Source organism: Bradyrhizobium sp. WSM1253 (assembly GCF_000244935.1).
Taxonomy (GTDB): Bacteria; Pseudomonadota; Alphaproteobacteria; order Rhizobiales; family Xanthobacteraceae; genus Bradyrhizobium; species Bradyrhizobium canariense.
Window position 1 is genome coordinate 6376113 of sequence record NZ_JH600073.1, and the last position, 23626, is coordinate 6399738.

Consider the following 23626-nt stretch of genomic DNA (forward strand, 5'->3'; position numbering starts at 1 on the left):
AACGGGTGATGTCCGGGCTCAGGCATCCGGTTGCAGGAACGTGCCGTATTGCTTGGTCGCGGCGACCGCGGCCGCGGCCTTTCCGATCATCCGCATCGCTGCCATCATCGGCCATGGCCCAAGACTGACCCGCCGAACGCCGACGCGGGCCAGATCCGGAAGTGCGGGAACGCCTTGTGTCACCATGATGTTGACCGGCAGAGGCGTGAGCTGAACGAACTTTTCAATGAGCGCGAGGTCGGTGAGGCCGGGCACGAAAATTCCGTCGGCGCCGGCCTCGGCATAGACCTTCGCCCGGCTTGCCGCTTCGTTCATGCACTCGTCCGGCGATCCGAATTTGAGCAGAAACGGATCCGTTCTCGCATTGATGAACAGCTGAACTCCCAGATCTTTTGCAGCGTGCCGCACGGCCTTGATCTTGGCGGCATGGCGTTCGGGATTGACGAGTTGGCGCTTTCCCCCTGATAGTCCGTCCTCGAGATTGATGCCGACGGCGCCGGCTTTCAAAATCTCGGTCGCCGATCTGGCGGCGGCTTCTGGGGTGTCGCCATATCCAGCCTCCAGATCGATTGAGACGGGAACAGAGACGGCCGCGGTCATCCGCGACACCAGGCCGGTCACAATGTCGAGCGGGACATTTTCTCCGTCGGCGTATCCAAGTGCGGAGGCGACCGCACTGCTGCTGGTCGCGATGGCCGGAGAGGTCTTCGCGATAGCTTTGGCAGTGGCGGCGTCCCAGGCGTTGAACAGGATGAGCGGATCGCCCTTCCTGTGAAGGGCATGAAACGTCTCGGCATATTGCTGTTGGGTCTTGGCGTCCATTGCGCGTACTCCGGATTAGAGAACTCGAAGGATGTTGTGGGCCACGCCCTCTGCGTTCAGTCAGGCGCGTGCGTCTTGAACCAGTCCATGATCAGGCCGGTGACTTCTTCCTCACGCTCGAGGTGCGGGAAGTGCCCGACATCGGGCAGGACAATCCGCTGGTGCGGCCCCTTGAACAGCGGCTCCTCCTTGACCGAGTACCTTGCGGTCGGATCGTTGCTGCCATAGATCGTCAGCGTCGGCGTGTGCATGTCATTGATCGGCAGCCGGCGCGCGAGCCCCGCATCGGTCAGGCCTCCGTAATATTTAAGCGCCGCGGCCATCGTGCCGGGCGAGCTGAGCGTCTCCTTGATTGAACGGATGTGCTCGGCATTGTTGAATGTCGGCGACCACAGCTTCCAGAGATAGTCGACGAAGGGAAGTCCCTCGGTACTGACCGCGGATACGGCGCCGGGAAGCTGGAAGAAATAGACATGGAAGACGGCTCGAACGAGCTCCGGATCCCGTCTGATGCTCGAAATTGTAATCGGATGTGCGGTGTTCATGACCACGGCGGCCTTGAACGCCGATGGCGCCGTGGCCAGCGCCTGAAAGGTTGAGGTGCCGCCCCAATCCATGCCGACGACGCGCGCCTGTCCGTCGTCGCTCAGCGCCGCGATAAGGGCTTCGAGATCCTTGCCCAGTGCGATCGGATCGAAAACTCCGTCCGCCGGAATCTCGGTCGGTGCATAGCCGCGGAGGAACGGCGCGACCGCACGATAGCCTGCATCCGCGAAGACCTGCAGCTGCTTTCGATACGACCAGGCATTGTCGGGAAAGCCGTGCAGGAACATGACAAGAGGGCCGTCGCCCTGTTCGAGATAGGCGAAGCGCACGCCGTTGGCCTGCACGTATTTCAAGGCGGGTTCAATGCCTCTGGTATTCGCTTGGGCATCCGCTTGTCGTGCCGCGCTCCCGATATTCATCGTCATTCTCCATGTCATCGTGCCCCGCGGGCAAAATATGTGCGGAGCGCACATATTCGTCAAGTTGTTTTTTGTGCGCTCCGCACATATTGTCCGGCTCATGGAAAATGGAATCGCAAATTTGCTGGGGGCGCTTTCGCTCGCCGTCATGGATCGGATCGAGCAGGGTGCGCGCGAGGTCATAGGCCGCGGCGGCGAGACGCCTGCCGCACTGATCGTCATCGGCTATGGCCAGGGCATGACCAACGACAAGCTGCGGCGGATCCTTGGCCTGTCGCATTCAGGAACGGTCCGGCTGGTGGACCGTCTGGTGTCGGATCGGCTGGTCGAACGTCGGCCCGGACAGGACGGCCGCGAGGTTGCTCTGCACCTGACAGCGAAGGGCGCCTCAACCCGCAACGAGTTGATGACGTCGCGAATTTCGGCCGTCGCGTCGCTTCTGGATGTGCTGTCGCCGGCTGAAACGAAACGACTCGAAACGCTGCTCCACGAGTTGTTGGCTCGGCAGGATACGTCCGAGATGGATCGCTTCACGATCTGTCGCATGTGCGACGACAGCGCTTGTACGAACTGCCCGTTGCCCACGGACAAGGGCAAACGCGCTCGCTAGCGGGTGCACTCGACGCCATCATCCGGCTTGCGAGGTCTGGTCGAGCGACTCGGGGCGCAACGCGCGTTCACGTCGCGGATAGGAACGTCCGGCGTTTCTCCACGTTGTCGGCCGTCGAGCGCAAACTGGGCCATACGATGAAGAAGATCGCCGCCATCCTTGTGATGCTCTCTGCCTTGCCGGCTGCTGCCGGTGCGGAGAGTTGGAGCGGCTATCGCATTCCCGAGACCGGGACCAGTGTCGACATCCCTTCGTCCATCTTCACCGAGCAAGCCGGTCGGCCCGACGGCTATGGCATGCAGTACCGGACCAGCGACGGCCGGGCGGATTTGACGGTGCAGGCCGTTCCGAACGAAGGCAGTTCACCGGCGGCTTTCCTGGCGCGGAAGAATCCGCCGTCCGGCATCACCTACAAGCGCATCACGCCGCGCTTCTTCGTGGTCTCCAGCACCCGGGGCGGCAAGATCTGGTACGACCGCTGCAATTTTGGCCGCCGCTACGTGCATTGCGTGCTGATCAACTACCCGGCCGCCGAGAAGCGGCAGTGGGATGCAGTCGTAACCCGCGTCAGCCACACGCTGAGCGGCGGTTGATCGTTCACAAAGAAAAACCTGTTTACAAAAAAAATCTGCTCACAAAGAAAAAACTGCCCGCAAATCGCGGGCAGCAGTCTCGTGAGGATGGTTCAGCGCACGTTCGTCGATGTCGTCGACATGGTCGGCTTGGAGCCCGGCACGTGCGACATGGTTTTGGTGGTGGACCCGACCTCCTCGCCCGCCTTGACTTTCGTGCGGGTGTGGGAGCGGCTGAACGTACCACCCTCGTGCGCCTGCGCGCGCGCATTGGAATTGAGCACCGGACCGTTGCCCTTGTTCATGCTGGTGCCGGACTGCGCCTTGCCGTTGGCAGACGCGGCGCTGCCGCCGGCTGCAATGGACGAGCCGGTCTGTCCGGAGCCCGACGTCGACGTGCCGCCGGTGCCGAGCGTGCTGGCCGAGGTGCCGCCGGCTGCAGCCGAGCCGCCGGTGCCGCCGGTCATGCTGGTTTGCGCCGACAACGGCGAGGCGGCGGCGAGCAGGAGTGCGACCGACGAGGTCGCGATCAACATTCTCATCTGTGAAATCCTTTTGCTATGGCGACGATGTCGAGATGGTGCAGCCGTTGACTGTGACGGTGCTCGCACTGGTCGAACCCGGGCCGCCGGCCGTCGAGGACGAACTCGACACGTTGCCGCCACCGGCCTGGACGTGCACCGACGATCCGCCGGCCGAGCTCGAGCTCGACAGCGAGCCGCTCGATGAGGTCGAGCCGGTTGTGCCTGAACCCGATGACCCCAGCGCGGTAATGCTGCCGTCGGGATGTTTTTCCACCGTGACCCGGCAGGTCTCGCCGGATGCGGTCTTGCCGGTTTTCTGCATGGTTTCCCCCACAGCGGCGCTGCTCATCAAAGTCAAAACTGCGATCGCAACGATTGATCTGTTCATGCCAGTCCTCCTCAGGAAGGACGAAGGAGCGGCATTGCTGCCGCTCCGCCGGCCGGGATGTCAGTCCTTGTCCTTCTTCATCTCGTCCTTGTGGTGGCCTTTGCCCTTTTCCATGCCCATGTCGCTGGCATGTCCCGCGGAGGAGCCGGCGGCTCCCACGGTCGAGCCGCTCTTGCCGCCGCCGGCCGACGAGCCGCCGGTGCCAAGCGTCGAGGCCGAGCCTGAGCCGCTGCCCGAACCTGCCGATGAACCGCCCGTACCGATCGTCGAGTTGCTGGTGCCGCCGCCGGCTGACGAGCCGCCAGTGCCGACCGTCGAGCTCGACTGCGCCACGGCGAGCGCGGTACCGGCCAGCAGCGCGGCTGCGGCCGCAGACAATTTCAGAATCCTCATCGCTGTCTCCTCCAATGATCAAATTGCCAAAACAGGCCCGGGATAAAGTGGCAAGCTGCAGAAACGTTCCTTGGATCGGTATGACGATGTGGAAAATGCGCGCGAGAACTGCGACGAGGTTCCAGCGGCGCGGCGCGCCGATGTCGAGCGGGAACAGCGCGACGATCTGAAGAAAACAAACGCTACTTCGACGACAATCCCGTCCTGCGCCGCAGATCAGTGATCGCGCGCAGAAAGCTGTCGGCCGGCGTCGTCTCCGGATCGATCAGGCGATGCAGACGAAAGCCGTCTTCCAGCGCCAGCACGACGGAGGCCATCCATGGCGGATTGAGCGTGTCGTCCTTTGCGTTGCTCTTCAGTGTGGCCTCGACGATGTCGGCGACCAGCTTGCGCCGGGCGCGCAGGCGTTTTGCAAGCTCCGGCCGGCGCTTCTCGGCGCGCGCGACGAACAGGATCATCTCCATGTGCAGCAGCGGCGAGCGGCCGAGCGGGTCCTGCCTTGTGCGATCCATCGCCTTCAGCGCTGCGATGAAGTCGTCGAGATTGTCGTGCTGCGCGAGGATGTCCATGTTGCGCCGGATCGACTGCGCGACATGGTCCTCGATCATGGCGATGATCAGCTCGTCCTTGCTCTTGAAGTTGGAATAGAACGCACCGCGGCTGAATCCGGCCGCCGCTGCGATCGCCTCGATGCTGGCGCCGCCGATGCCATCCTCCTCGAACACGCGCGCGGCCGCCTCGAACAGCCTGTCGCGCGTGTCGTCCCTGGTCGGCCTGGTTCTCACCCTTGACATCGGAGCAGGTTAGGGCAGAATGCAACTCGATACAACAATGTATCGGGTTGATAATTCAGGGATGGTTACGCTGCGCAACAGGGGCTGCCCGGCGTATTCGATTCATGCGGCAACCGATATGAGGTCACCATGAACGAGCACGTGCAAGGCGCCGGCGGTCCGCTGTTCAATCCGCTGTCGCCGGACTTCATCCGCGATCCCTATCCGCATTATGACCGGCTCCGCGCGATCTACCCGATTCACGTGACGCCGTTCGGCCAGTTCGTCACCAGCCGCCATGCCGATGTCAGCCTCGTGATGCGCGACAAGCGCTTCGGCAAGGATTTCGTCGAGCGTTCCAAGCGCCGCTATAGCGAGAAGATCATGGAGGAGCCGGTCTTCCGCAGCATGAGCCACTGGATGCTGCAGGCCGATCCGCCCGACCACACCCGCCTGCGCGGCCTCGTCGTGAAGGCCTTCACCGCCCGCCGCGTCGAGGACATGCGGCCGCGCATCCAGCAGATCGTCGACCGGACCATCGATGCCGTGATCGAACGCGGCCACATGGACCTGATCGAGGATTTCGCCTTCCGCCTGCCGGTCACCATCATCTGCGACATGCTCGGCATCCCCGAGGACCATCGCGAGACTTTCTATAACAGCTCACGCGACGGCGGACGGCTGCTCGACCCCGTGCCGCTTTCGCCGGAGGAGATTGCCAAGGGCAACGCCGGCAACATGATGGCGCAGATGTATTTCCAGCAGCTGTTCGAGCTGCGTCGCAAAAATCCCGGCGACGATCTCATCACCCAGCTGGTGCAAGCCGAGGAAGACGGCAACAAGCTCACCAACGAGGAACTGACCGCCAACATCATCCTGTTGTTCGGCGCCGGCCACGAGACCACGGTCAATCTGATCGGCAACGGCCTGCTGGCGCTGCATCGCAATCCGGACCAGCTCGCGCTTTTGAAGGCGCAGCCTGAGCTGATGGTGGGCGCGATCGAGGAATTCTTGCGCTACGATTCCTCGGTGCAGATGACCGGGCGGGTCGCGCTGGAGGACATCGACGATGTCGGCGGCGCGAAGATCCCGAAGGGCGAGACCGTGCTCTGCCTGCTTGGCTCGGCCAACCGCGACCCGGCGGTCTATCCTGACCGGCCCGACCGACTCGACGTCACCCGCCAGAACGTGAGGCCGCTGTCGTTCGGCGGTGGCATCCATTTCTGCCTGGGAGCCCAATTGGCCCGCCTCGAGGCCGAGATCGCCATCGCCACGCTGTTGCGGCGGCTGCCCGACCTGCGCATCGACGACCTCGAAAACCCGGAATGGCGGCCGACCTTCGTACTACGCGGCCTGAAGCGGCTGCCTGCGAGCTGGTGATGGCCGCCAGCACTGATTCTGCGAGCATTGGCCCTCATCCTGAGGAGCCCGCAAGGCGGGCGTCTCCAAGGATGGCCGCGGGCGAGAGCGGGGCCTCTATGGTTCGAGACGGCGCTTCGCGCCTCCTCACCATGAGGGTCTCACACCCGCGTTAACCTCCGCGCGCAACAGTCGCTGTGACTTCGCCACACTTCTCCCTATATAAGGGGCTGTTCCGGTACGTCTGAGGCCCTGCGGCTCAGGCAAGGCCCGCATCCGGTTTGGCCGAGGGGAGACCCGTGCAGACGACGCTGCTCGGATTGGCGATTGCCTTTATCTTAGCGCTGCTGGCCGCTCTGATCGGGCCTTACTTCGTCGACTGGAACCAGTTCAGGCCCCAGTTCGAAGCGGAGGCCGGCAGGATCATCGGCGTGCCGGTGCGGGTGGCGGGCGAGCTCGACGCGCGGCTGTTGCCGGCGCCGACGCTGCGGCTGCGCGGGGTCACCTTCGGCGGCAACAACGATCTCGGCCGCCTGCGCGCCGACAAGCTCGACGTCGAGTTCAGCCTGAGCTCGCTGATGCGCGGCGAATGGCGCGCCACCGAGCTTTCGGTCAATGGCATGGCGGTCGATCTCGGCCTCGACGCGCGCGGGCGGGTCGATTTGCCGTCCACCGCAAGCGGCAGCTTCAATCTGGCTTCGCTGGCGATCGAGCGGCTGAACCTCACCGGCCGCATTGCCCTGCATGATGCCGCCAGCCGTTCGACGCTGGAGCTCAACGACATCGCCTTCTCCGGCGACGTGCGCTCGCTGGCCGGCTCGGTCCGGGGCGACGGCAGTTTCACCGCCGCTGGGGTGCGCTATCCGTTCCGCGTCTCCTCCGGCCCGAGCGCCGACGGCAATGCCACCCGCCTCCACCTCAACATCGATCCCGGCGAGCGCGCGATTCTCGCCGATCTCGAAGGCGTGCTTGCCTTCGACAATCGCCTGCCGAAATTCGAAGGCGCGCTGACACTCGCGGTGCCCGCGCCGAAGAAGTCGGGCGATGCGGGGCCGATGCCCTGGAAGCTCACGACGAAACTCAAGGCCGATCCGGCCGGCGCCAAGTTCGAGCAGGTCGACGCCAGCTTCGGGCCCGAAGACTCCGCGCTGAAGCTCGGCGGCGTCGGCGATGTCAGGTTCGGGGCCTCGCCGCTGCTGCGCGCGGTGCTGTCAGCGCGCCAGGTCGATGCCGACAAGCTGACGGCCAAGAACGATACCGAGCCGCAGCGCATCCTTCCGGCGCTCCGCGCAGGTCTCGCCGCAATCCCGCAGGCGCCGATCCCGGCACAGATCGAGTTCAACTCCGACCAGATCATGCTCGGCGGCCGGCCGCTCCAGAACATCACGGCCGAGCTTGCGACCGACGGACGATCCTGGACCTTCCAGCGGCTCGAGCTGCGCGCGCCAGGCCAGACGCAGCTCTCGCTCAACGGCGCGACGCCCGGCGCCGACAGTTTCAGCGGCCGTCTCAGCGTCGATTCCTCCGATCCCGATACGCTGGTGGCCTGGCTTCAGGGCCGCAGCGAGGTCAACCGCCGCAGCACCCGGCCGATGCGCCTTGCCGGTGACGTGACCATTGCCGCCAACCATTTCGCCATCGACAGGTTGAAGGCCGAGATCGAGGGCGGCGCGGTCGAGGGCCGCATCGCTTTCGTCCAGACCGGCGCGAGCAAGGGCTCGCGGATCGACGCGGAGCTCAAGGCCGATCGCCTCGACCTCGATGCCGCCGCGAGTTTCGTGCGCGCGCTTTCGGGGCCGCAGGGCGAATGGCCGGAGGAAGCGAAGCTGTCGCTCGATATCGGCCGCGCGATCTCGGCCGGGCAGGAGCTGCGGCCGTTCACCGCGAAACTCGGCTACGGTCCGGCGTCGCTCTCGCTGGAGCAGTTGCGGTTCGGCCAGGCCAGTGGCGTGACCACGGAAGCGAGCGGCAGTTTCGACCGCGCCAAGGCCATTGGCAAGCTCGCGCTGAAATCCTCCGCCAATTCGCTGCGCGATCTCACCGCACTGATCGAGCCGTTTGCGCCGTCGGTGCGCGCGCGCTTCGACGCCATCCCGTCGCTGCCAGGTGCGACCCGCCTCAAGCTCGACCTCAGCCTCGACAAGAACGCCGAGCATGCCGATCGCAACGACGCGCGCGCGGTGATCGAGCTCGACGCGCCGCAACTCAAGGCCACCGCGACGCTGGCCGCGCAGACGCCGGTGGCCGCCCTCAACGGCATCGACATCGACCGTTTGCGCAACAGCGAATTCACGCTGGATTCGAAAGTCTCGACACCGCAGGCCAGTGCATTGCTGGCGCTGCTCGGGCTCGATCGCGTGTTGGCCGCAGGCGAGGGCGCTTCGCAGTTCGAGGGCCATCTGAGCGGCGCGTGGCACCATCAGCTGCAATTGAATGCAAAGCTTAGCGGCGGCGGGCTGGACGCGGACGCACAAGGCAACGTCGAATTGTCGGAGCCGAAAGGCAGCGTGAATTTGCGCGTGCGCAACGCCAATCTGGCCCCGCTGTTCGGGACCAGCCTGGCCGATAAATCGGTGCAGAGCGTCAATCTGTCCTCGCGCGTCGGCCTCGCCGGCAACCGCCTGACCTTCAACGATCTCGACAGCACACTGGCCGGCTCGCATTTGCGCGGTCATCTGGCGGTGACGCTCGATCAGGAGAAGACCGTCGACGGCGAAGTCGGCCTCGACACGCTCGACCTCGTGCCGGCGCTCGCGATGGCCATCGGTGCGGCCGGACACGATGCCAATGCGCCGTTGAATGCCGGGCTTCTCGGCGGCTGGCGCGGCCGCGTCGCCTTCCAGGCGTTGCACGGCACGTTGCCCGGCGGCATCGAGCTGCGCCCCTTCGGCGGCACGGTCCGGAGCGACGGTCAGTCGCTCGCGCTCGACGCAATGAAGGGCGGCGTCGGCGGCGGCGAGATGTCGGCGAGCCTCGATGCGCGCAATGGCGCCAATGGTCTGACGTTGAACGCGCGCATCGAACTCGGCAATGTCGACGCGGCGGCGCTGCGCTACCGCGACCTTGCGCTGCCGAAGGGACGCGCCTCGGCGCAGATGGCGCTGATCAGCCAGGGCCGCAGCGTCGCGGCGCTCACCGGTGCGCTCGCCGGCAACGGCACGGTGACGCTCGAATCCGCTGAAATCTCCGGCCTCAATCCGCGCGCCTTCGAGATCGCCATCCGCGCCAGCGACGGCGGCCAAATTGCCGACGACAACCGGCTGCGGCAACTGGTCGAGCCCGCGCTGTCGGCGGGTCCGATTGCAGTGGCCTCGGCGCAGATCCCGTTCACGATCCGCGACGGGCGCCTGCGCGTCGGCGCAACGTCGCTGGAGGCGAAGAACGCGCGTGCCATCGTCTCCGGCGGCTACGACATCCCCGCCGACCAGGCCGACATACGCGCCAGCCTGACGCCGATCATGACCGGGCTCTCCGGCGCACCGCCGGAAATCCAGCTGTTCGCGGCCGGTCCCCCCGACAGGCTCAACCGCACCGTCGATGTCGGGCCGCTGTCCTCCTGGCTTGCGGTGCGCACGATCGACCGCGAGACGCGCCGGCTGGACGCCATCGAGCGCGGCGAGCCGCCGCCGGCGACCGCCGCGCTGCCGACGCTGGTGTCGCCGGATCCCGTGCCGGAGCCGTCGCTGCAGGATGTGCCGATGCCCGGCCGCGATCCGCGCCGCGCGCCGCCGCCGAAGCCCAAGGCCGATATCAGGGTTGCGCCGACACCGAAGCCGCCGCACGCCGCTCCCGCGGCGCCAAGCCCGCCACTGACAAGCCCTCCACTCACAAGCCAGCCGCTTGCAAGCCAACAGATCGCACCGCTGCCCCCGCCGATCGACGTGAGGCCGGCCCCGGGCCCGCCGCCCGCAAAGCCCAGGCCCAAGCCGCCGCTGGTGCTGACGCCGTCGAATCCGTGATTGGTTTGGAGGTCGGGCCGCTCGCCTTCTTAACCTCTCCCGCTTGCGGGAGAGGTCGGCGCGTCCGGGCGATGCGAAGCATCGTCCCGCGTGCCGGGTGAGGGCTCTCTCCTCTGGGGGAATCCCTCCGTTGAGACACCCTCTCCCAACCCTCTCCCGCAGGCGGGAGAGGGAGCGCACCTTCGCCGGTGGCCCACCGGTAAACTCATTCCCTCGATTTTTAACGAATTTTGCCCGGCAAAACTGATCTGCCGACTTTACCGGATTCTCGCGTTTGTTCCCTAGTCTCTGTTCCCAGAGGAACTCGGCGTCCTGCGGCACAAGCAGGATGGCTAGCCAAGAACTGGGGTCATCGGGATGAACGGCGCGACAACACTTCTGCAGGATCTGGACGACGCGATCGCACGCGGCACCGACGAAAGCCGGAACAAGGCGTTGTGGCATGCGACCGACATTCTGATCACCGGCCGCTACAGCGACGACGAGATCAGCACGTTCGGCGAGGTCATCGGCCGGCTCGCCGACGAGATCGAGGTTGCTGCGCGGGTGCAGCTCTCTGAGGTCATGGCAGCCTGCGATCACGCTCCGCTCAATGTCATTGCGCAACTCGCGACCGCCGACGAGATCGAGGTCGCAGGCCCCGTGCTGCGCGACTCCAATCGTATCGACGAGAAGCTGCTGATCGAGAGCGCCATGACCAAGAGCCAGTCGCATCTGCTCGCGATCGCCCAGCGCAAGTCGATCGGCGAGGCCGTCACCGACGTGCTGGTCAAGCGCGGCGACCAGGAGGTCGTGACGTCGGTTGCCCGGAACGAGGGCGCGCGCTTCTCCGGCTCGGGCCTGCTCCACATGGTTCGCCGTGCCGAGGGTGACTCGATTCTTGCCGAGCAGCTTGGCCTGCGCAAGGACGTGCCGCGTCACATCTTCCAGCAGCTGATCTCGAAGGCGTCGGAGGACGTCCGCCGCCGGCTCGAGCACGAGCGCCCAGAAATGATGGCGCAGATCCAGAGTTCGGTGAGCGACGTCACCGGCGACCTGCAATCCAAGTTCGGCCCATCCTCGCGCAGCTATTTCGTCGCCAAGCGCGTGGTGACGACGCAGTACCGGCAGGGCAACCTCAACCAGGATTCGATCTCGAACTATGCGCGCCAGCACCGCTTCGACGAGGTGCAGATCGGGCTGTCGCTGCTGTCATCGCTGCCTGTCGACGTGATCGAGCGTGCGATGATGGACCGCAATCGCGAGATGATCCTGGTGCTGTGCAAGGCGCTCGATTTCTCATGGGACACCACGATGTCGCTGCTGTTCCTCGGCGCCAAGGATCATCTGATCACGGCGCGCGAGCTCCACGACAACGAGCGCGATTTCGGCAAGCTCAAGATCGAGACCTCGCGCAGCGTCTTGAAGTTCTACCAGTCGCGCAAGACCGGCACCGATCCCGTCACGGGTCGTCAGCCCGAGCTGCAGGTGCACTGAGCGGTCCACCGAACAGGTACACCGAGCATCATCCGGGAATTGGCAGGGAGTATTTGCAATGTTGCCTCAATTCGGCACCGCCGTTCGCAAGAATCCAAACAAGGACCTCAACAAGGCCGCAGCCGGCGAGATCGGCGGGGGAGCAGCGGACCAGGCCTCGGTCGATGCCGCCTGGCTCGTGCTGGAAGCCGCCAACGACCTCAGTGACCACGCCGCGATCGAAGCTTGCCGCCGCGTCATCGACGCCGAGCTGAACGGCACGGTGGCCGGCAGCGCGGATGTCGATCTCGTGCTGGGGTATTTCAGGTAGGGCACCTGAGGCGTCCGCTCCATCCGCGTTACGCGGCTGTTTCCACACCGTCATTGCGAGCGCAGCGAAGCAATCCAGAATCTTCCCGCGGAGGCGGTCTGGATTGCTTCGCGGAGCCTGTCATCGGGCCGCGCTTCGCGCGGACCCGGTGGCTCGCAATGACGGAGAGCAGGGTACCACCGCCGCTCCTTCAATGGCACGCCAATGCGCCGACAGCGGCGCAGCTGTAGGATGGGTAGAGCCCTTGCGAAACCCATCTTGCCTCCGGGCGTGTTGATGCGTGATGGGTTCGCTTCGCTCTACCCATCCTACGAACTTGCGTCTCTCACCGCCGGATACGGTAGATCACGACGTCTTCGCCGTGACGGAATGTGCTTCGCTCGAAGAGATAGTTGGCCTTCTCCAGAACGCGGCGCGATGCGCCGTTGCCGACGTAGACCAGGCCGATGAGGGACGGCAGCTGGTGGTGTAACAGTCCGATATCCGTCAGTGCGGACGCGGTCTCGCTTGCAAGTCCACGGCCCCAGAATTCGCGCTTGAACGCATAGGCAATCTCGATCTCGTCGATATCGTCCACCAGGATGTGCCGGATGCCCGCTCGCCCGGCGAATGCCCCGTCTTTCGTTCGCAACACCCACAGCCCGAAGCCATGCTGGTCCCAATGCGCCATATTGGCGTCGAGATAGGTCTTGGTCCTTTCCGCCGGGCGCACGCCGCCGAGATATCGGGACACCTCGGCATCGAGATGCAATGCGACGAGGTCCGCGAGGTGATCCTCACGAAGCCTCTCGGCAGTCAGGTTCTCGGTGCTGAAATGATCCATGGACCCGGATAGCCGCTTTCGGAGCAGGGCAGGATGACGCGCCTTCGCCACCCATCATGATTTCTAACACATCCTAACGGGCAATTTCGGCGGCATTCGGTCAATGTTCCCATGGAAAAGCGGTGGAATTTCCAAATCAGCACGAAAGTCGACGGAGATTGCATGACGTCCAAAACGCAAATCGAATCACCGTCACGGCCCGCGAGCGTCTCGCGTCGTGGTTTTGTGGGAGGCCTGTCGGCGGGCGTTCTGGGCGCGGTTGCGACCGAAGCGGCGGTGGCGCAAACGCTGGCCGAAATCCCTGATCGCGGGCCCGGCGCCGATCTCGGTGCGCACAGCGAACGATCGCGCTTCGTCAAGATCGATCGCATTCCCGAGGCGGGACCTGGCAAGCGCAACGTCGACCCCAGTGATGCCATCAATTCCAAGACGCCGCATCAGAAGCTGGTGGGCAACATCACGCCAACCGATCTGCATTACGAGCGCAGCCATTCCGGGGTGCCGGACATCGATCCCGCGCAGCACCGTCTGCTCATCCATGGCCTGGTTCGGAAGCCGCTGGTGTTCAGCGTCGACGATCTCAAGCGGATGCCGTCGGTTACGCGCGTGGTCTTCATCGAATGCACTGGAAACGGATGGGAAAACTGGAAGAAGGCGGACCCTGATCTGACGGTGCAGAACACGCACGGCCTCGTCAGCACCAATGAGTGGACCGGCGTTCCGCTGAAGTTCCTGATTGGTCTCTCGGGCAAGGAGAAGAACTCGAACTGGATGCTCGCCGAGGGAGGCGATGGCGCGGGCGTCGACCGCAGCATTCCGCTGACCGACGAAATCGTGAACGAGGCCTTTATCGCCTACGGTCAGAACGGCGAACCACTGCGCCCCGCGCATGGATTTCCAATGCGGCTGGTGATGCCGGGCTTCGAGGGCAATCTCAACATCAAATGGCTGCGCCGTCTCAAGTTCGGCACTGAGCCCTGGATGACCCGCTGGGAAACGGCGCGCTACACGCAGCTGCTGGCCAACGGCACGGCCCGCCAGTTTCAGCTGAGGATGGAAACCAACTCCGTCATCACGCAGCCCTCGGGCACGATGCAGATCCAGCCCGGCTACAACATAATCTCCGGTCTCGCCTGGAGCGGCCATGGCAAGATCGCCAAGGTCGAGATATCGACCGACGGCGCGAAAATCTGGAAACAGGCGCAGCTGAATCAGCCGGTGCTGTCGAAGGCGCAGGTTCGATTCCAGATGGACTGGGTCTGGGACGGCAAGCCGACAAGGATCGTGAGTCGCTCGACCGATGAGCAAGGCAACGTTCAGCCGGACCGGCAATCCTTCATCGCCGCGACGGGGAGCAATGCGCTGTTCCACTACAATGCGCAGCAGACCTGGAGCATCGACGAGGCCGGGAGGGTCCGCAATGTCCTCGCATAACAATCGGCTTGTCGCAGCGGCTCTCACGCTCGGCCTGCTCGCGGCGCCCGCATTTGCATTCGATTTCGGCCGTCCCGCGACTCCGGAGGAGATCAAGCTATGGGACATCGACGTCGCACCCGATGGCAAGGGTCTGCCTGTGGGCAGCGGCACGGTTGCGCAAGGTAAGCAGGTCTTCGCCGACAATTGCGCGGCCTGTCATGGCGACAATGGCCAGGGCGGGATCAAGGATCGTCTGGCCGGTGGGCAGGGCACACTCGCCTCCAGCGCGCCTGTCAAGACCGTCGGCAGCTTCTGGCCTTATGCGACGACCTTGTACGACTACATTCACCGCGCGATGCCATATCCCACACCGGGTTCGCTCAGCACCGACGACACCTATGCCGTCACCGCCTACATCCTGAGTCTGAACGGCATCGTTCCTCCCGACGGCAAGGTCGACAAGGACAGCTTGCCGAAGATCAAGATGCCCAACCGCGACGGCTTCATTCCGGATCCGCAATTCGATCCGGCAAAACTATTCCGCAAGAAATGAGCGTGTGATCATGAGGGTTTCGGCGCTGCTCAAGATCCTCGTCCTGGTTGCTGCGACATGTTTATGGGAGACCCAAGCAATGGCCGTCGACGGACTCATCACGATCAGGAGCAGTTTCGGGCCTGAAGAGACGATGAAGCGGCTGGAAGCGGAAGTGACGGCCAAGGGCCTCACAATATTCGCCCATGTCGATCACGCCGCGGGCGCCGCCGCTGCCGGCCTGCCGTTGCGCCCGACCAATCTCATCATCTTCGGGAACGCCAGGGGTGGTACGCCATTGATGCAGCAGTCGCAGACCAGCGGCATCGATCTGCCGCTGAAGGCGCTGGTCTGGCAGGACGAGCAAGGCGCGACCTGGTTGTCCTACAACGATCCGGCGTATATCGCCGGGCGTCACGGCATCGGCGAGCCGGCCAAGGCTGCAATTGTCGCCATGACGGCGGCCCTGCACGCGATCGCGACCAAGGTCACCGCACCCTAGCGTGACGGGATGGCCGCGCGACGCATCGCCATGAGGAGAGATCCATGAACAGCACAGACGGGCAACCGGAATCACCCGCTCCCGGAGACGGCAAGATCGCCAGATGGCTGGTCATAGCGGTGTTATGCGCCTTCCTCGTCGGTGCCGGCGCGCTCGGCTATCTTGGCTGGTTCAGCACGACGACGGAGGTGCCAGCGTCGGGTTATGTCGCACTGGTGCTCGGTGTCGTGTTTTCGCTGGTCGTCGGCATCGGCTTGATGGCGCTGGTGTTCTACAGCAGCCGCAAGGGTTACGACGAACCGGCCGTGCTGATCCAGGAGCCGGAGAGCGATTCGAACGAAGAAGACGTCAGTTCGGGCCCCAGTACACCGAGCGAACGCACTGAGCGAGTACGCTGAGCCGGATAGCTCGGCATCGAGATGCAATGCGACGAGGAGGCCGGCCAGGTGATCTTCACGAAGCCCCTCGGCGCTTAGCCTCGCAAGACCGGGCTCAGCTTCCTGAATCTTTCAACCAGGAGGCAATCGTCTGATTAAGGTAGTCCGGCACTTCATGCTGAATGAAGTGGCCAACGCCAGGTACGATTTTGACCGTGAGATTGTCGGGATTTTCAATCCATGACTTTTCCAAATCAATAGTGCTTAGCAAAGCGTGGCTCTCCTCGATTCCGTGCACATGCAAGACCGGGCATTTGATCGCGGCACCGGTGAGCTTCTTCATGGTTGGATCGAAAAGATTGAGCGCAAGCTGAGAAAACGCGTAGTTGGCTTTGTAATAATTCATCATGGACGTGATGGAGGATTTCGCGAAAGCCTCGATGTATCGACTCCTAACTTGGGGATCGACGACCCAGTATGCCAAATCCTGCGCAGTCAGATTGTCGCCTTTGCCTCGAGCGAAGAACCGTGTGGCGTAGGCGCTGGCCTTGGCCTGCGCGATAGGGTGGTTCCAAGGGAGCAACTCCCTCGTGATGGCGCCTGGATGAGGCACGCTGAGGACGACAAGTCTTTCGATCAGATCCGGATTTTGCCCGGTGAATAGCCACGATAAAGCGGCGCCCCAGTCGTGCCCAATCAGGATGGCCTTGCGCCCGTTTGCCTCTGCATCGATCACGGCGCGGATGTCATCAAGGAGAACCGGAAACTTATAGTTCTCGACACCTTCTGGCCGATCGCTCAAATCGTAACCGCGCAGATCAAGGGCGACCACCTGATAATTTGCTGAAAATTCCTGGAGCTGATTTCGCCAGGAATACCAAAAGTCGGGAAATCCGTGCACAAACACCATCAGCGGTTTTTGATTGGATCCCATGGTGACGTAGTGGATTTTCGTTCCCGCATTCTCCGCATATCTGTGCTGAAGGTTCGGATCCTTATCGATATCAGCGGCAGGCTCACTCAAAGCGGCAGGGATTTTATTGTGCCAGATGGCATCGCCTGACGTCTCTCCGGAAACGACGCGAGTGGACATCGCAGTGAACATGGCAGCTCCTAAAAGCATCATCACGCAGGATCTAGAGGCCATCTCAGTGATCCCGTTCGCTGGAGCAGTTGCCGAAACTGAAGTGGCTCGAACTCATGAGTATTTCCTGCGCAGCAATCCGGGAGAGTGTCGTGCCCTCGCATGCAACTTCTGGAGGTCGATTTGAGAGCGGTGGTACAACGGGCACATTTACTATGGTGATCGCCATAGTATGGCGATCACCATAGCGGTGTCAAGCCAGGCATGTTACGTTGAAGGATGCCCCGTAAGACTGACGCCCGCGCTCGCGCGATTGCCACTGCCGAGCGACTGTTTCGCATCCAAGGCTACACTGCGACGGGATTGAACCAGATCATCGAAGAAAGCGGCTCGCCCAAAGGATCGTTCTATTTTCATTTTCCGCGCGGTAAGGCACAGCTCGCAGAAGAAGCAATCGATCGCTACGTTGCGAGTAGAATTGCTGTGTTGCGGGCTATCTCGGCGAATACGACCGGTGATGCCCTGAGTTTCGTTCGTCAGATTTTCGGCGCGTTCGCGGCCGAAATGGTCGCCTCTGATTTCCAGTATGGATGTCTCATGCAAAATCTGGCGAACGAGCTTCCTGCACTCGACGCTGATCTGACCAAGCGAGTCGCGCGCGGATTTGCTGATTCAACCGAGATCGTTGTGGAGCATTTCAGGGGGTGCGGTTTCACTTCCGCGCGCGCTTCTTCGACCGCTTCCGCGTTGGTCGCTGCCGTCGAAGGCGCACGTACGATCGCCCGCCTGGAACGGACAGCGGCTATATTCGACGCGCTGGCGGATGTGAGTGTTCAGGGGTGGGCGGCCCCCGAGGGGCGACCCGCGGTCAGCTCTCGGCGGAGCGGACGGTAGCTGCAACGGCGGACTTCCTTGCCGCTGCGCACTATGCCGGCCTATCTTGCCGCCACGGAACGTCGCGCCAATTCTCCGACGATACCATCATGCGCCTGTTTTGCCCGACGGTGCAACCGCCGAACAGCCGGTCGCGCGGATTGTGCGGGCTCTATCCGGCTGCGGCCTGACGATTTTCACACACGCGTAACCCATTGATCTCACAGCGTCGGTCTACTGTGCATGGGGTTGTTTTCGCGCTTTTTATTTTCGGGAGGGGCTATCCCGCCCCGAACGCGACCGCGACATTGTAGGTCAGAAGGCTCGCGGCATAGGCCAGCACCAGCATGTAGAAGAAGGTCACGGCCATCCAGGTCCAGCTTCCGGTCTCGCGCCGGATCACGGCCAGCGTGGATGCGCATTGCGGGGCGAAGATGTACCAGGCCAGCATCGATAGCGCGGTCGCGAGCGACCATTTCGTCGCCAGCACCTGGCCGATCTGCTCGGCCGCTTCCTTGCCGCCTTCGATCGCATAGACGGTGCCGAGTGCTGCGACCGCGACCTCGCGCGCCGCCATGCCCGGGATCAGCGCGACCGCGATCTGCCAGTTGAAGCCGACCGGCGCGAGCAGCGGCTCGAGCGCTTTGCCGATGATCGCGGCCAGGCTGAAGTCGATCGCCGGTTCGGTTGCGCCCGCGGGCGGCTGCGGGAACGAGGCCAGGAACCAGATCAGCACCATCATCGAGAAGATCGTGGTGCCGGCACGGTGCAGGAACATCTTGGCCCGCGTGTAGACGCCGATCGCGATCGATTTCAGCCGCGGCATTTTGTAGTCCGGCAGCTCCAGCATGAACGGCGCCGGCGCATAGTCGCGCAGCATGAAGAACTTGATCAGGAACGAGACGGCAAGCGCGCTGATGATGCCGGCAGCGTAGAGGCCGAACATCACGAGGCCCTGGAGGTTGATGAAGCCCCAGACGTCTCTGGCCGGAATGAAGGCGGAGATGATCAGCGTGTAGACGGGAATGCGCGCCGAGCAGGTCATCAGCGGCGCGATCAGGATGGTGGTCAGCCGGTCGCGCTTGTTGTCGATCACGCGCGTCGCCATGATGCCGGGAATGGCGCAGGCAAAGCTCGACAGCAGCGGAATGAAGGCGCGGCCGTGCAGGCCGGCGCCGCCCATGATGCGGTCCATCAGGAACGCGGCGCGCGCCATGTAGCCGAAATCTTCCAGCAGCAGGATGAACAGGAAGATGATGATGATCTGCGGCAGGAACACGATGACGCTGCCGACGCCTGATATCACGCCGTTCTGAAGGAAGCTCTGCAGCAGGCCGGCGGGCAGGGTCGCATGCACGAACTCGCCGAGGGAGTCGAAGCCCGAATTGAGCAGCTCCATCAGCGGCTGCGCCCAGGCGAACACCGCCTGGAACATCACGAACAGGATAGCCGCGAGCACGATCAGCCCGCCGACGGGATGCAGCACGATCGCGTCGATCCGCGCGGTCCAGGTGTCGGGCCTGCTGGGCAGGCTGACGCAGTCTGCGATGATGCGGTCGGCTTCGCGCTGGGTGGCGCGCAAATCGGCCACGCTGAGCGCCCGCCAATTGTTCTCTCCCGGCTCGGCCGCGAGCTTTGCCGAAATCTCGTCGGTCAGCGACAGCAGGTCGGCGGTGCCGCCCTTGCGCACCGCGATCGAGGTGACCACGGGCACGCCGAGCTCCTTGGCGAGCCGCTCGACGTCGACAGTGATGCCGCGGCGGGTCGCGATGTCGAACATGTTGAGCACGAGGATCATCGGCCGGCCGGTGCGCTTGAGCTCCAGCAGCAGCCGAATGGTCAGGCGCAGATTGGTGGAATCGGCCACGCACAGCACCAGGTCGGGCACGATCTCGCCGGTGGCTTTGCCGAGCACGAAGTCGCGGGTGATCTCCTCGTCCGGGCTGCGGCCGCGCAGCGAATAGGTGCCGGGCAGGTCGACCACGGAGACCTGGCGTCCCATGGGCGTGACGAAGAAGCCTTCCTTGCGTTCGACGGTGACGCCGGGATAGTTCGCGACCTTCTGCCGGCTGCCGGTCAGCGCATTGAACAGCGAGGTCTTGCCGCTGTTTGGCGTGCCGACCAGGGCGAGATGAAGTAGGGGCAATTCCATGGAATTAGGGTCCGGTCGCTTCAGGCGACGATGATGGCCATGGCTTCGCGACGGCGGACCGCGATGGTGATGCTGTCGACCCGCACGGCGATCGGGTCGCGCCCGACCAGCCCCTCGTGCAGGACCTCGACCCGGGCGCCCTCGACGAAGCCGAGCTCGATCAGCCGGCTCTCGAGCTCGATGTCCGAGAGCGCCGAACCTGCGTCCTTCGGGGAAAGGTGCTGGATGACGCCGGTATAGCCGCGCTGGGCCAGGCCCAGCGGCATCTGCGGACGTGTATCATGGATGTCGGTCATGCCCTGTATTTTCAACGCAGGGCATCGAGGTCAAGCGCGCTCGGTCGCTGAAACTGCACCTTAGAGTGATTTTAAAGTATCAGCTTCGTGACGGAGGCGATTGGCGCCAAGATCGGGCACCAAGCTCGGCGCCAAGACGGCTACTGGGCCGGGACTTTTTCCGCCTGGATGGCGGCCATGGCGCGGCTCTTGAAGTAGTCGAGCACGAACAGGCGGATCGCCGAGGACAGATTGCCCTGCTGGCGGTTGCCGTCGATCTCGCCGACCAACTCGGACAGCGTCATGTTGCGCAGGCCCGAGATCTCCTTCATGCCGTTCCAGAACGCCTCTTCCAGGCTGACGCTGGTCTTGTGGCCGGCGACGACGATCGACCGTTTCACGACGGGCGACTTCATGGCTGCTCCTCGCGATCGATCCGGTGCTGGTCCAGGTGCGCCTTCGCCTGGTCCGCGCGCGTCTCCTCCGCCGACCGCTCCGCCTTCGTGCGGCCGAACTTCGTTCGGTTGGCGTCCGCCTGCTTCGCCGTGGCTTCCCGCTCGGCGCGCTTCCGGAAACGATTCAGGTTGATGACGTTCGCCATGTCGCGTCTCCATCATCCGATCCTCCGTGGGCAGGATGAAACATTCAGAAACTGTGCGCCGCACTGCGCCCAATGAGACTTGATCGCCATTCGCTTGTCCTCGTCAATCGACCCTTGGGCCATCAAACGATGAATTCCGCCCCGTTGGGGACGGAGGGGCTGCGTAACACGCAATCCCGCCGCGACATTGACGGTAATCAAATCCCGTCCTTTAAGCCCTACATTTAATGGAGCTTGGGGCTCCGTATCATTACGGATGGCTATCGGAATTCGGAATTTATCCCGGGCTGGTCATCTTCTCGGGGCGCACCAGGCGGTCGAACTCCTCCGCCGAGACGAAGCCGAGCCGCAGCGCCTCTTCCTTCAGCGTGGTGCCGTTGGCATGCGCCGTCTTGGCCACCTTGGCTGCGTTGTCGTAGCCGATCTTGGGGGCGAGCGCCGTCACCAGCATCAGCGAGCGCTGCATCAGTTCCTTGATCCGCTTCTCGTCCGCGCGGATGCCGCTGACGCAATGCTCGGTGAAGGAGCGCGCGGCGTCCGCCATCAGCCGGATCGAGTGCAGCATGTTGTAGGCCAGCACAGGCTTGTAGACGTTGAGCTCGAAATGGCCCTGGCTGCCGGCGACCGTGATCGCGGTGTGATTGCCGAACACCTGGCAGCACACCATGGTCATCGCCTCGCACTGCGTCGGATTGACCTTGCCCGGCATGATCGAGGAGCCCGGCTCGTTCTCCGGCAGCATCAGTTCGCCGAGGCCCGAACGCGGACCCGATCCGAGCAGGCGGATGTCGTTCGCGATCTTGAACAGGCCTGTCGCGACCGAATTGATGGCGCCGTGCGCCAGCACATAGGCGTCGTTCGAGGCCAGCGCCTCGAATTTGTTGGGGGCGCTGGTGAAGGGCAGCTTGGTAATCCCGGCAACGTGCTTTGCGAACAGTTTTGCAAAGCGCGGCTTCGAATTGAGCCCGGTGCCGACGGCGGTACCGCCTTGCGCCAGCGGATAGAGCTCCTTCACGGCGACCTTGAGCCGGGCGATGCCGCTTTCGACCTGCGCGGCATAGCCGGAAAATTCCTGGCCGAGCGTCAGCGGCGTCGCGTCCTGGGTGTGGGTGCGGCCGATCTTGACGATCTTTGCGAACTCCTTCTCCTTCTTGCGCAGCGCGCGCAGCAATTCGCCGAGGGCAGGGACGAGATCGGCGGTGATGCGGCTTGCCGCCGCGATATGCATCGCGGTCGGGAACGAGTCGTTCGACGACTGGCTCATGTTGACGTGATCGTTGGGATGCACCGGCTTCTTGGTGCCGAGCTCGCCGCCGAGCATCTCATTGGCGCGGTTGGCGATGACCTCGTTGAGATTCATGTTGCTCTGGGTGCCCGAGCCGGTCTGCCACACCACCAGCGGAAAATGATCGTCCAGCTTGCCCTCGATCACCTCGCGCGCGGCGCGGATAACGGCGTTGGCGCGGCGCTGGTCGAGCAGGCCGAGCTCCTGGTTGGACTGCGCCGCGGCGAGCTTGACGATGCCGAGCGCATGCACGAGCGAGATCGGCATGCGATCGGTGCCGATCCGGAAATTCTGGCGCGAGCGTTCGGTCTGCGCCCCCCAATAGCGATCGGCGAGGACCTCGATGGGGCCGAAGCTGTCGGTCTCGGTTCGGGTCGCCGGGCGCGAGGCGCGATCGGTCTTCGAACGGGAAGTCTTCGAGAGGGAAGTCTTCGAGGAGGAAGTTTTGGCCATGAGCACATCCATTCCGCCGCGCGAAATGCCGCGCGGCCTCTTCATGCGCCTCTATATAGGGAGTTTGGCCGCCTGCGACGGGCGCCAGTCCGATCTAGATCATTTCTTGCGGAAACGATCCAATCGCACGACTTCGGCGCCGCCCTGGTTCGGGGCCGCCGGCTCTTCCGTGCCTTCCGCAGGTTCAGTGGCAGGGGGCACCGCGACCGCGGACGGGGCGGGAGCGGCCGGCAATGTCTCGGCCGAGACGTCGGCGACATCGGAAGTCTCGAACTGGAGGCCGAATTTCACGGACGGATCAAGGAAGCTCTTGATGGCGCTGAACGGCACGATCAGCCGCTCCGGAATGCCGCCAAAGGACAGGCCGACCTCGAAGCGGTCCTCGAGCACGGTCAGATCCCAGAACTGGTGCTGCAGGATGATCGTCATCTCTTCCGGATATTGCGCCAGCAGCCGCGACGACAGCTTCACGCCCTCGGCCTTCGACACGAAGGTGATGAAGAAATGGTGCTCGCCGGGCAGTCCCTGGGACGCGGCGTCGGTCAGCACCTTGCGCAACACGCCGCGCAGCGCGTCGCGGGCCAGCACATCGTATCGGATATGATCGGTCGCCATGGTGGTCCTGTTGCATTCCAGGAGCTGGGCCCTGCCGGCCCGACTCGCCAAGCCGCAATAGTACCGCGCCTGACGGGTCAGCAGGAGTCCCCGCGGGGTAGGAAATAAGAGGTAAGTGGAGGCTTCTGTTGCCAGGTGCCTCCGAACCCCGCCTAACGGAGCTTAACCCGTTAGGACTTCAGAATGGTCTTTCAAACTGCGTTACGCAGCCTGAGCAACCGGAGCAAAGTTGTCGTTGGCAACTATTGCATAGCCCGATAACGGCGGAACAATACCGGGAAAAAGAACGCCCTTTACGCCCTCGTCGATCCTATTTCGCCCCCGCCAAAGCCCGCCTCAGGGCTAGCCCGCTGGTGGGCTTTGGTGGAGGCGCCGGGTACCGCCCCCGGGTCCGAATGGTTTATTGCGACGACCGTTTATTTCCATAGCCGGCGAACCGGCACTCCCAATATAGGGGGCAAACGTTTCAAATAACAGGTGTTTCGAG

Annotated in this window: 25 protein-coding genes and 1 other RNA gene; 11 read left to right on the plus strand and 15 right to left on the minus strand. The window is 63.6% G+C overall.

Going from position 1 to position 23626, the window contains the following annotated elements; all coding sequences use genetic code 11:
• Window positions 1–18: 18 nt before the first annotated feature.
• The gene (locus BRA1253DRAFT_RS31090) at window positions 19–822 is read right to left on the minus strand and encodes an isocitrate lyase/phosphoenolpyruvate mutase family protein (RefSeq protein WP_007600937.1); all 804 of its coding nucleotides are present in this window, start codon (window positions 820–822) and stop codon (window positions 19–21) included.
• Between the two features lie 56 nt (window positions 823–878).
• Window positions 879–1937: an alpha/beta fold hydrolase gene (locus tag BRA1253DRAFT_RS31095; protein WP_245285999.1), complete on the minus strand. Its 1059-nt coding sequence runs from the start codon at window positions 1935–1937 to the stop codon at window positions 879–881.
• Here BRA1253DRAFT_RS31095 and BRA1253DRAFT_RS31100 point away from each other — a divergent pair.
• Together BRA1253DRAFT_RS31100 and BRA1253DRAFT_RS31105 are read left to right on the plus strand one after the other, a co-directional pair.
• On the plus strand, window positions 1936–2397 hold the full coding sequence (locus BRA1253DRAFT_RS31100; protein ID WP_245286000.1) for a MarR family winged helix-turn-helix transcriptional regulator: 462 nt from the start codon (window positions 1936–1938) through the stop codon (window positions 2395–2397). The genes BRA1253DRAFT_RS31095 and BRA1253DRAFT_RS31100 overlap by 2 nt on opposite strands.
• 137 nt (window positions 2398–2534) lie before the next feature.
• Window positions 2535–2990, plus strand: coding sequence for a hypothetical protein (locus BRA1253DRAFT_RS31105; RefSeq protein WP_007600940.1), 456 nt, complete (start codon window positions 2535–2537; stop codon window positions 2988–2990).
• A 92-nt stretch (window positions 2991–3082) separates the two neighbouring features.
• Here BRA1253DRAFT_RS31105 and BRA1253DRAFT_RS31110 read toward each other — a convergent pair whose 3' ends face one another.
• The 4 genes from BRA1253DRAFT_RS31110 to BRA1253DRAFT_RS31120 form a co-directional block, all read right to left on the minus strand.
• The gene (locus tag BRA1253DRAFT_RS31110; RefSeq protein ID WP_018454312.1) at window positions 3083–3505 is read right to left on the minus strand and encodes a hypothetical protein; all 423 of its coding nucleotides are present in this window, start codon (window positions 3503–3505) and stop codon (window positions 3083–3085) included.
• A gap of 22 nt (window positions 3506–3527) precedes the next feature.
• Window positions 3528–3881: a hypothetical protein gene (locus tag BRA1253DRAFT_RS42110; RefSeq protein WP_007600942.1), complete on the minus strand. Its 354-nt coding sequence runs from the start codon at window positions 3879–3881 to the stop codon at window positions 3528–3530.
• Between the two features lie 60 nt (window positions 3882–3941).
• Complete coding sequence (locus BRA1253DRAFT_RS42115; RefSeq protein WP_007600943.1) at window positions 3942–4274, minus strand: hypothetical protein; 333 nt, start codon at window positions 4272–4274, stop codon at window positions 3942–3944.
• A 182-nt stretch (window positions 4275–4456) separates the two neighbouring features.
• Window positions 4457–5068, minus strand: a complete 612-nt coding sequence (locus tag BRA1253DRAFT_RS31120) for a TetR/AcrR family transcriptional regulator (RefSeq protein WP_007600944.1) — start codon at window positions 5066–5068, stop codon at window positions 4457–4459.
• Between the two features lie 129 nt (window positions 5069–5197).
• Between BRA1253DRAFT_RS31120 and BRA1253DRAFT_RS31125 the strand changes: the two genes are divergently transcribed.
• From BRA1253DRAFT_RS31125 to BRA1253DRAFT_RS31140, 4 genes are all read left to right on the plus strand, one after another.
• The gene (locus tag BRA1253DRAFT_RS31125) at window positions 5198–6427 is read left to right on the plus strand and encodes a cytochrome P450 (protein ID WP_007600945.1); all 1230 of its coding nucleotides are present in this window, start codon (window positions 5198–5200) and stop codon (window positions 6425–6427) included.
• 278 nt (window positions 6428–6705) lie between these two features.
• Window positions 6706–10365: an AsmA-like C-terminal region-containing protein gene (locus BRA1253DRAFT_RS31130; protein ID WP_007600946.1), complete on the plus strand. Its 3660-nt coding sequence runs from the start codon at window positions 6706–6708 to the stop codon at window positions 10363–10365.
• 357 nt (window positions 10366–10722) lie between these two features.
• Complete coding sequence (locus BRA1253DRAFT_RS31135) at window positions 10723–11841, plus strand: DUF2336 domain-containing protein (protein ID WP_007600948.1); 1119 nt, start codon at window positions 10723–10725, stop codon at window positions 11839–11841.
• A 58-nt stretch (window positions 11842–11899) separates the two neighbouring features.
• The gene (locus BRA1253DRAFT_RS31140; RefSeq protein ID WP_007600950.1) at window positions 11900–12151 is read left to right on the plus strand and encodes a hypothetical protein; all 252 of its coding nucleotides are present in this window, start codon (window positions 11900–11902) and stop codon (window positions 12149–12151) included.
• Window positions 12152–12476: 325 nt separating this feature from the next.
• On the opposite strand, the gene BRA1253DRAFT_RS31145 is transcribed toward BRA1253DRAFT_RS31140, so the two are convergent.
• On the minus strand, window positions 12477–12974 hold the full coding sequence (locus tag BRA1253DRAFT_RS31145; protein WP_007600952.1) for a GNAT family N-acetyltransferase: 498 nt from the start codon (window positions 12972–12974) through the stop codon (window positions 12477–12479).
• Between the two features lie 162 nt (window positions 12975–13136).
• Here BRA1253DRAFT_RS31145 and soxC point away from each other — a divergent pair, with 162 nt between their 5' ends.
• From soxC to BRA1253DRAFT_RS31165, 4 genes are read left to right on the plus strand one after another with little or no spacing between them, the layout of a single operon-like run.
• Window positions 13137–14408, plus strand: coding sequence for a sulfite dehydrogenase (gene soxC, locus BRA1253DRAFT_RS31150; protein ID WP_007600954.1), 1272 nt, complete (start codon window positions 13137–13139; stop codon window positions 14406–14408).
• The gene (locus BRA1253DRAFT_RS31155) at window positions 14395–14943 is read left to right on the plus strand and encodes a c-type cytochrome (protein WP_007600955.1); all 549 of its coding nucleotides are present in this window, start codon (window positions 14395–14397) and stop codon (window positions 14941–14943) included. Before soxC ends, BRA1253DRAFT_RS31155 begins: the two co-directional genes overlap by 14 nt.
• 10 nt (window positions 14944–14953) lie before the next feature.
• Window positions 14954–15424 carry a DUF302 domain-containing protein gene (locus tag BRA1253DRAFT_RS31160; RefSeq protein WP_007600956.1) on the plus strand — a complete coding sequence of 157 codons (471 nt, stop codon included), beginning with the start codon at window positions 14954–14956 and terminating at the stop codon, window positions 15422–15424.
• 44 nt (window positions 15425–15468) lie between these two features.
• Window positions 15469–15822, plus strand: a complete 354-nt coding sequence (locus BRA1253DRAFT_RS31165) for a hypothetical protein (RefSeq protein WP_007600957.1) — start codon at window positions 15469–15471, stop codon at window positions 15820–15822.
• 94 nt (window positions 15823–15916) lie between these two features.
• Here the strand turns inward: BRA1253DRAFT_RS31165 and BRA1253DRAFT_RS31170 are convergent, their stop codons facing one another.
• On the minus strand, window positions 15917–16906 hold the full coding sequence (locus BRA1253DRAFT_RS31170; protein WP_007600958.1) for an alpha/beta fold hydrolase: 990 nt from the start codon (window positions 16904–16906) through the stop codon (window positions 15917–15919).
• Between the two features lie 258 nt (window positions 16907–17164).
• Between BRA1253DRAFT_RS31170 and BRA1253DRAFT_RS31175 the strand changes: the two genes are divergently transcribed.
• Entirely contained in the window at window positions 17165–17779 is a 615-nt protein-coding gene (locus tag BRA1253DRAFT_RS31175) for a TetR/AcrR family transcriptional regulator (protein WP_007600959.1), read from the plus strand.
• 259 nt (window positions 17780–18038) lie between these two features.
• Here the strand turns inward: BRA1253DRAFT_RS31175 and BRA1253DRAFT_RS31180 are convergent, their stop codons facing one another.
• From BRA1253DRAFT_RS31180 to ssrA, 7 genes are all read right to left on the minus strand, one after another.
• On the minus strand, window positions 18039–19910 hold the full coding sequence (locus tag BRA1253DRAFT_RS31180; protein WP_007600960.1) for a ferrous iron transporter B: 1872 nt from the start codon (window positions 19908–19910) through the stop codon (window positions 18039–18041).
• Window positions 19911–19930: 20 nt separating this feature from the next.
• A complete protein-coding gene (locus BRA1253DRAFT_RS31185) occupies window positions 19931–20206 on the minus strand; it encodes a FeoA family protein (RefSeq protein ID WP_007600961.1) in 276 nt (91 codons plus the stop codon).
• A 140-nt stretch (window positions 20207–20346) separates the two neighbouring features.
• The gene (locus tag BRA1253DRAFT_RS31190) at window positions 20347–20601 is read right to left on the minus strand and encodes a ribbon-helix-helix domain-containing protein (protein ID WP_007600962.1); all 255 of its coding nucleotides are present in this window, start codon (window positions 20599–20601) and stop codon (window positions 20347–20349) included.
• Window positions 20598–20786 carry a DUF4169 family protein gene (locus BRA1253DRAFT_RS31195; protein ID WP_007600963.1) on the minus strand — a complete coding sequence of 63 codons (189 nt, stop codon included), beginning with the start codon at window positions 20784–20786 and terminating at the stop codon, window positions 20598–20600. The genes BRA1253DRAFT_RS31190 and BRA1253DRAFT_RS31195 overlap by 4 nt, the downstream gene beginning before the upstream one ends.
• Window positions 20787–21063: 277 nt before the next feature.
• Window positions 21064–22536, minus strand: coding sequence for a class II fumarate hydratase (gene fumC, locus BRA1253DRAFT_RS31200; protein ID WP_035994266.1), 1473 nt, complete (start codon window positions 22534–22536; stop codon window positions 21064–21066).
• An 87-nt stretch (window positions 22537–22623) separates the two neighbouring features.
• Window positions 22624–23139: an SspB family protein gene (locus tag BRA1253DRAFT_RS31205; RefSeq protein ID WP_007600965.1), complete on the minus strand. Its 516-nt coding sequence runs from the start codon at window positions 23137–23139 to the stop codon at window positions 22624–22626.
• Window positions 23140–23253: 114 nt separating this feature from the next.
• Window positions 23254–23619, minus strand: a transfer-messenger RNA (tmRNA) gene (ssrA, locus tag BRA1253DRAFT_RS42120).
• Between the last annotated feature and the right edge of the window lie 7 nt (window positions 23620–23626).

Excerpts from the sequence above, each read along its gene's own strand:
- BRA1253DRAFT_RS31165 (WP_007600957.1), top strand. The coding sequence starts at position 15,469 with ATGAACAGCACAGACGGGCAACCGGAATCACCCGCTCCCGGAGACGGC.
- BRA1253DRAFT_RS31205 (WP_007600965.1), bottom strand. The coding sequence starts at position 23,139 with ATGGCGACCGATCATATCCGATACGATGTGCTGGCCCGCGACGCGCTG.
- BRA1253DRAFT_RS31145 (WP_007600952.1), bottom strand. The coding sequence starts at position 12,974 with ATGGATCATTTCAGCACCGAGAACCTGACTGCCGAGAGGCTTCGTGAG.
- BRA1253DRAFT_RS31180 (WP_007600960.1), bottom strand. The coding sequence starts at position 19,910 with ATGGAATTGCCCCTACTTCATCTCGCCCTGGTCGGCACGCCAAACAGC.
- BRA1253DRAFT_RS31155 (WP_007600955.1), top strand. The coding sequence starts at position 14,395 with ATGTCCTCGCATAACAATCGGCTTGTCGCAGCGGCTCTCACGCTCGGC.
- BRA1253DRAFT_RS31120 (WP_007600944.1), bottom strand. The coding sequence starts at position 5,068 with ATGTCAAGGGTGAGAACCAGGCCGACCAGGGACGACACGCGCGACAGG.
- fumC (WP_035994266.1), bottom strand. The coding sequence starts at position 22,536 with ATGGATGTGCTCATGGCCAAAACTTCCTCCTCGAAGACTTCCCTCTCG.
- BRA1253DRAFT_RS31185 (WP_007600961.1), bottom strand. The coding sequence starts at position 20,206 with ATGACCGACATCCATGATACACGTCCGCAGATGCCGCTGGGCCTGGCC.
- BRA1253DRAFT_RS31095 (WP_245285999.1), bottom strand. The coding sequence starts at position 1,937 with ATGACGGCGAGCGAAAGCGCCCCCAGCAAATTTGCGATTCCATTTTCC.
- BRA1253DRAFT_RS31110 (WP_018454312.1), bottom strand. The coding sequence starts at position 3,505 with ATGTTGATCGCGACCTCGTCGGTCGCACTCCTGCTCGCCGCCGCCTCG.
- soxC (WP_007600954.1), top strand. The coding sequence starts at position 13,137 with ATGACGTCCAAAACGCAAATCGAATCACCGTCACGGCCCGCGAGCGTC.
- BRA1253DRAFT_RS42115 (WP_007600943.1), bottom strand. The coding sequence starts at position 4,274 with ATGAGGATTCTGAAATTGTCTGCGGCCGCAGCCGCGCTGCTGGCCGGT.
- BRA1253DRAFT_RS31190 (WP_007600962.1), bottom strand. The coding sequence starts at position 20,601 with ATGAAGTCGCCCGTCGTGAAACGGTCGATCGTCGTCGCCGGCCACAAG.
- BRA1253DRAFT_RS31195 (WP_007600963.1), bottom strand. The coding sequence starts at position 20,786 with ATGGCGAACGTCATCAACCTGAATCGTTTCCGGAAGCGCGCCGAGCGG.
- BRA1253DRAFT_RS31170 (WP_007600958.1), bottom strand. The coding sequence starts at position 16,906 with ATGTTCACTGCGATGTCCACTCGCGTCGTTTCCGGAGAGACGTCAGGC.
- BRA1253DRAFT_RS31125 (WP_007600945.1), top strand. The coding sequence starts at position 5,198 with ATGAACGAGCACGTGCAAGGCGCCGGCGGTCCGCTGTTCAATCCGCTG.
- BRA1253DRAFT_RS31090 (WP_007600937.1), bottom strand. The coding sequence starts at position 822 with ATGGACGCCAAGACCCAACAGCAATATGCCGAGACGTTTCATGCCCTT.
- BRA1253DRAFT_RS31100 (WP_245286000.1), top strand. The coding sequence starts at position 1,936 with ATGGATCGGATCGAGCAGGGTGCGCGCGAGGTCATAGGCCGCGGCGGC.
- BRA1253DRAFT_RS31140 (WP_007600950.1), top strand. The coding sequence starts at position 11,900 with ATGTTGCCTCAATTCGGCACCGCCGTTCGCAAGAATCCAAACAAGGAC.
- BRA1253DRAFT_RS31135 (WP_007600948.1), top strand. The coding sequence starts at position 10,723 with ATGAACGGCGCGACAACACTTCTGCAGGATCTGGACGACGCGATCGCA.
- BRA1253DRAFT_RS42110 (WP_007600942.1), bottom strand. The coding sequence starts at position 3,881 with ATGAACAGATCAATCGTTGCGATCGCAGTTTTGACTTTGATGAGCAGC.
- BRA1253DRAFT_RS31160 (WP_007600956.1), top strand. The coding sequence starts at position 14,954 with ATGAGGGTTTCGGCGCTGCTCAAGATCCTCGTCCTGGTTGCTGCGACA.
- BRA1253DRAFT_RS31175 (WP_007600959.1), top strand. The coding sequence starts at position 17,165 with ATGCCCCGTAAGACTGACGCCCGCGCTCGCGCGATTGCCACTGCCGAG.
- BRA1253DRAFT_RS31105 (WP_007600940.1), top strand. The coding sequence starts at position 2,535 with ATGAAGAAGATCGCCGCCATCCTTGTGATGCTCTCTGCCTTGCCGGCT.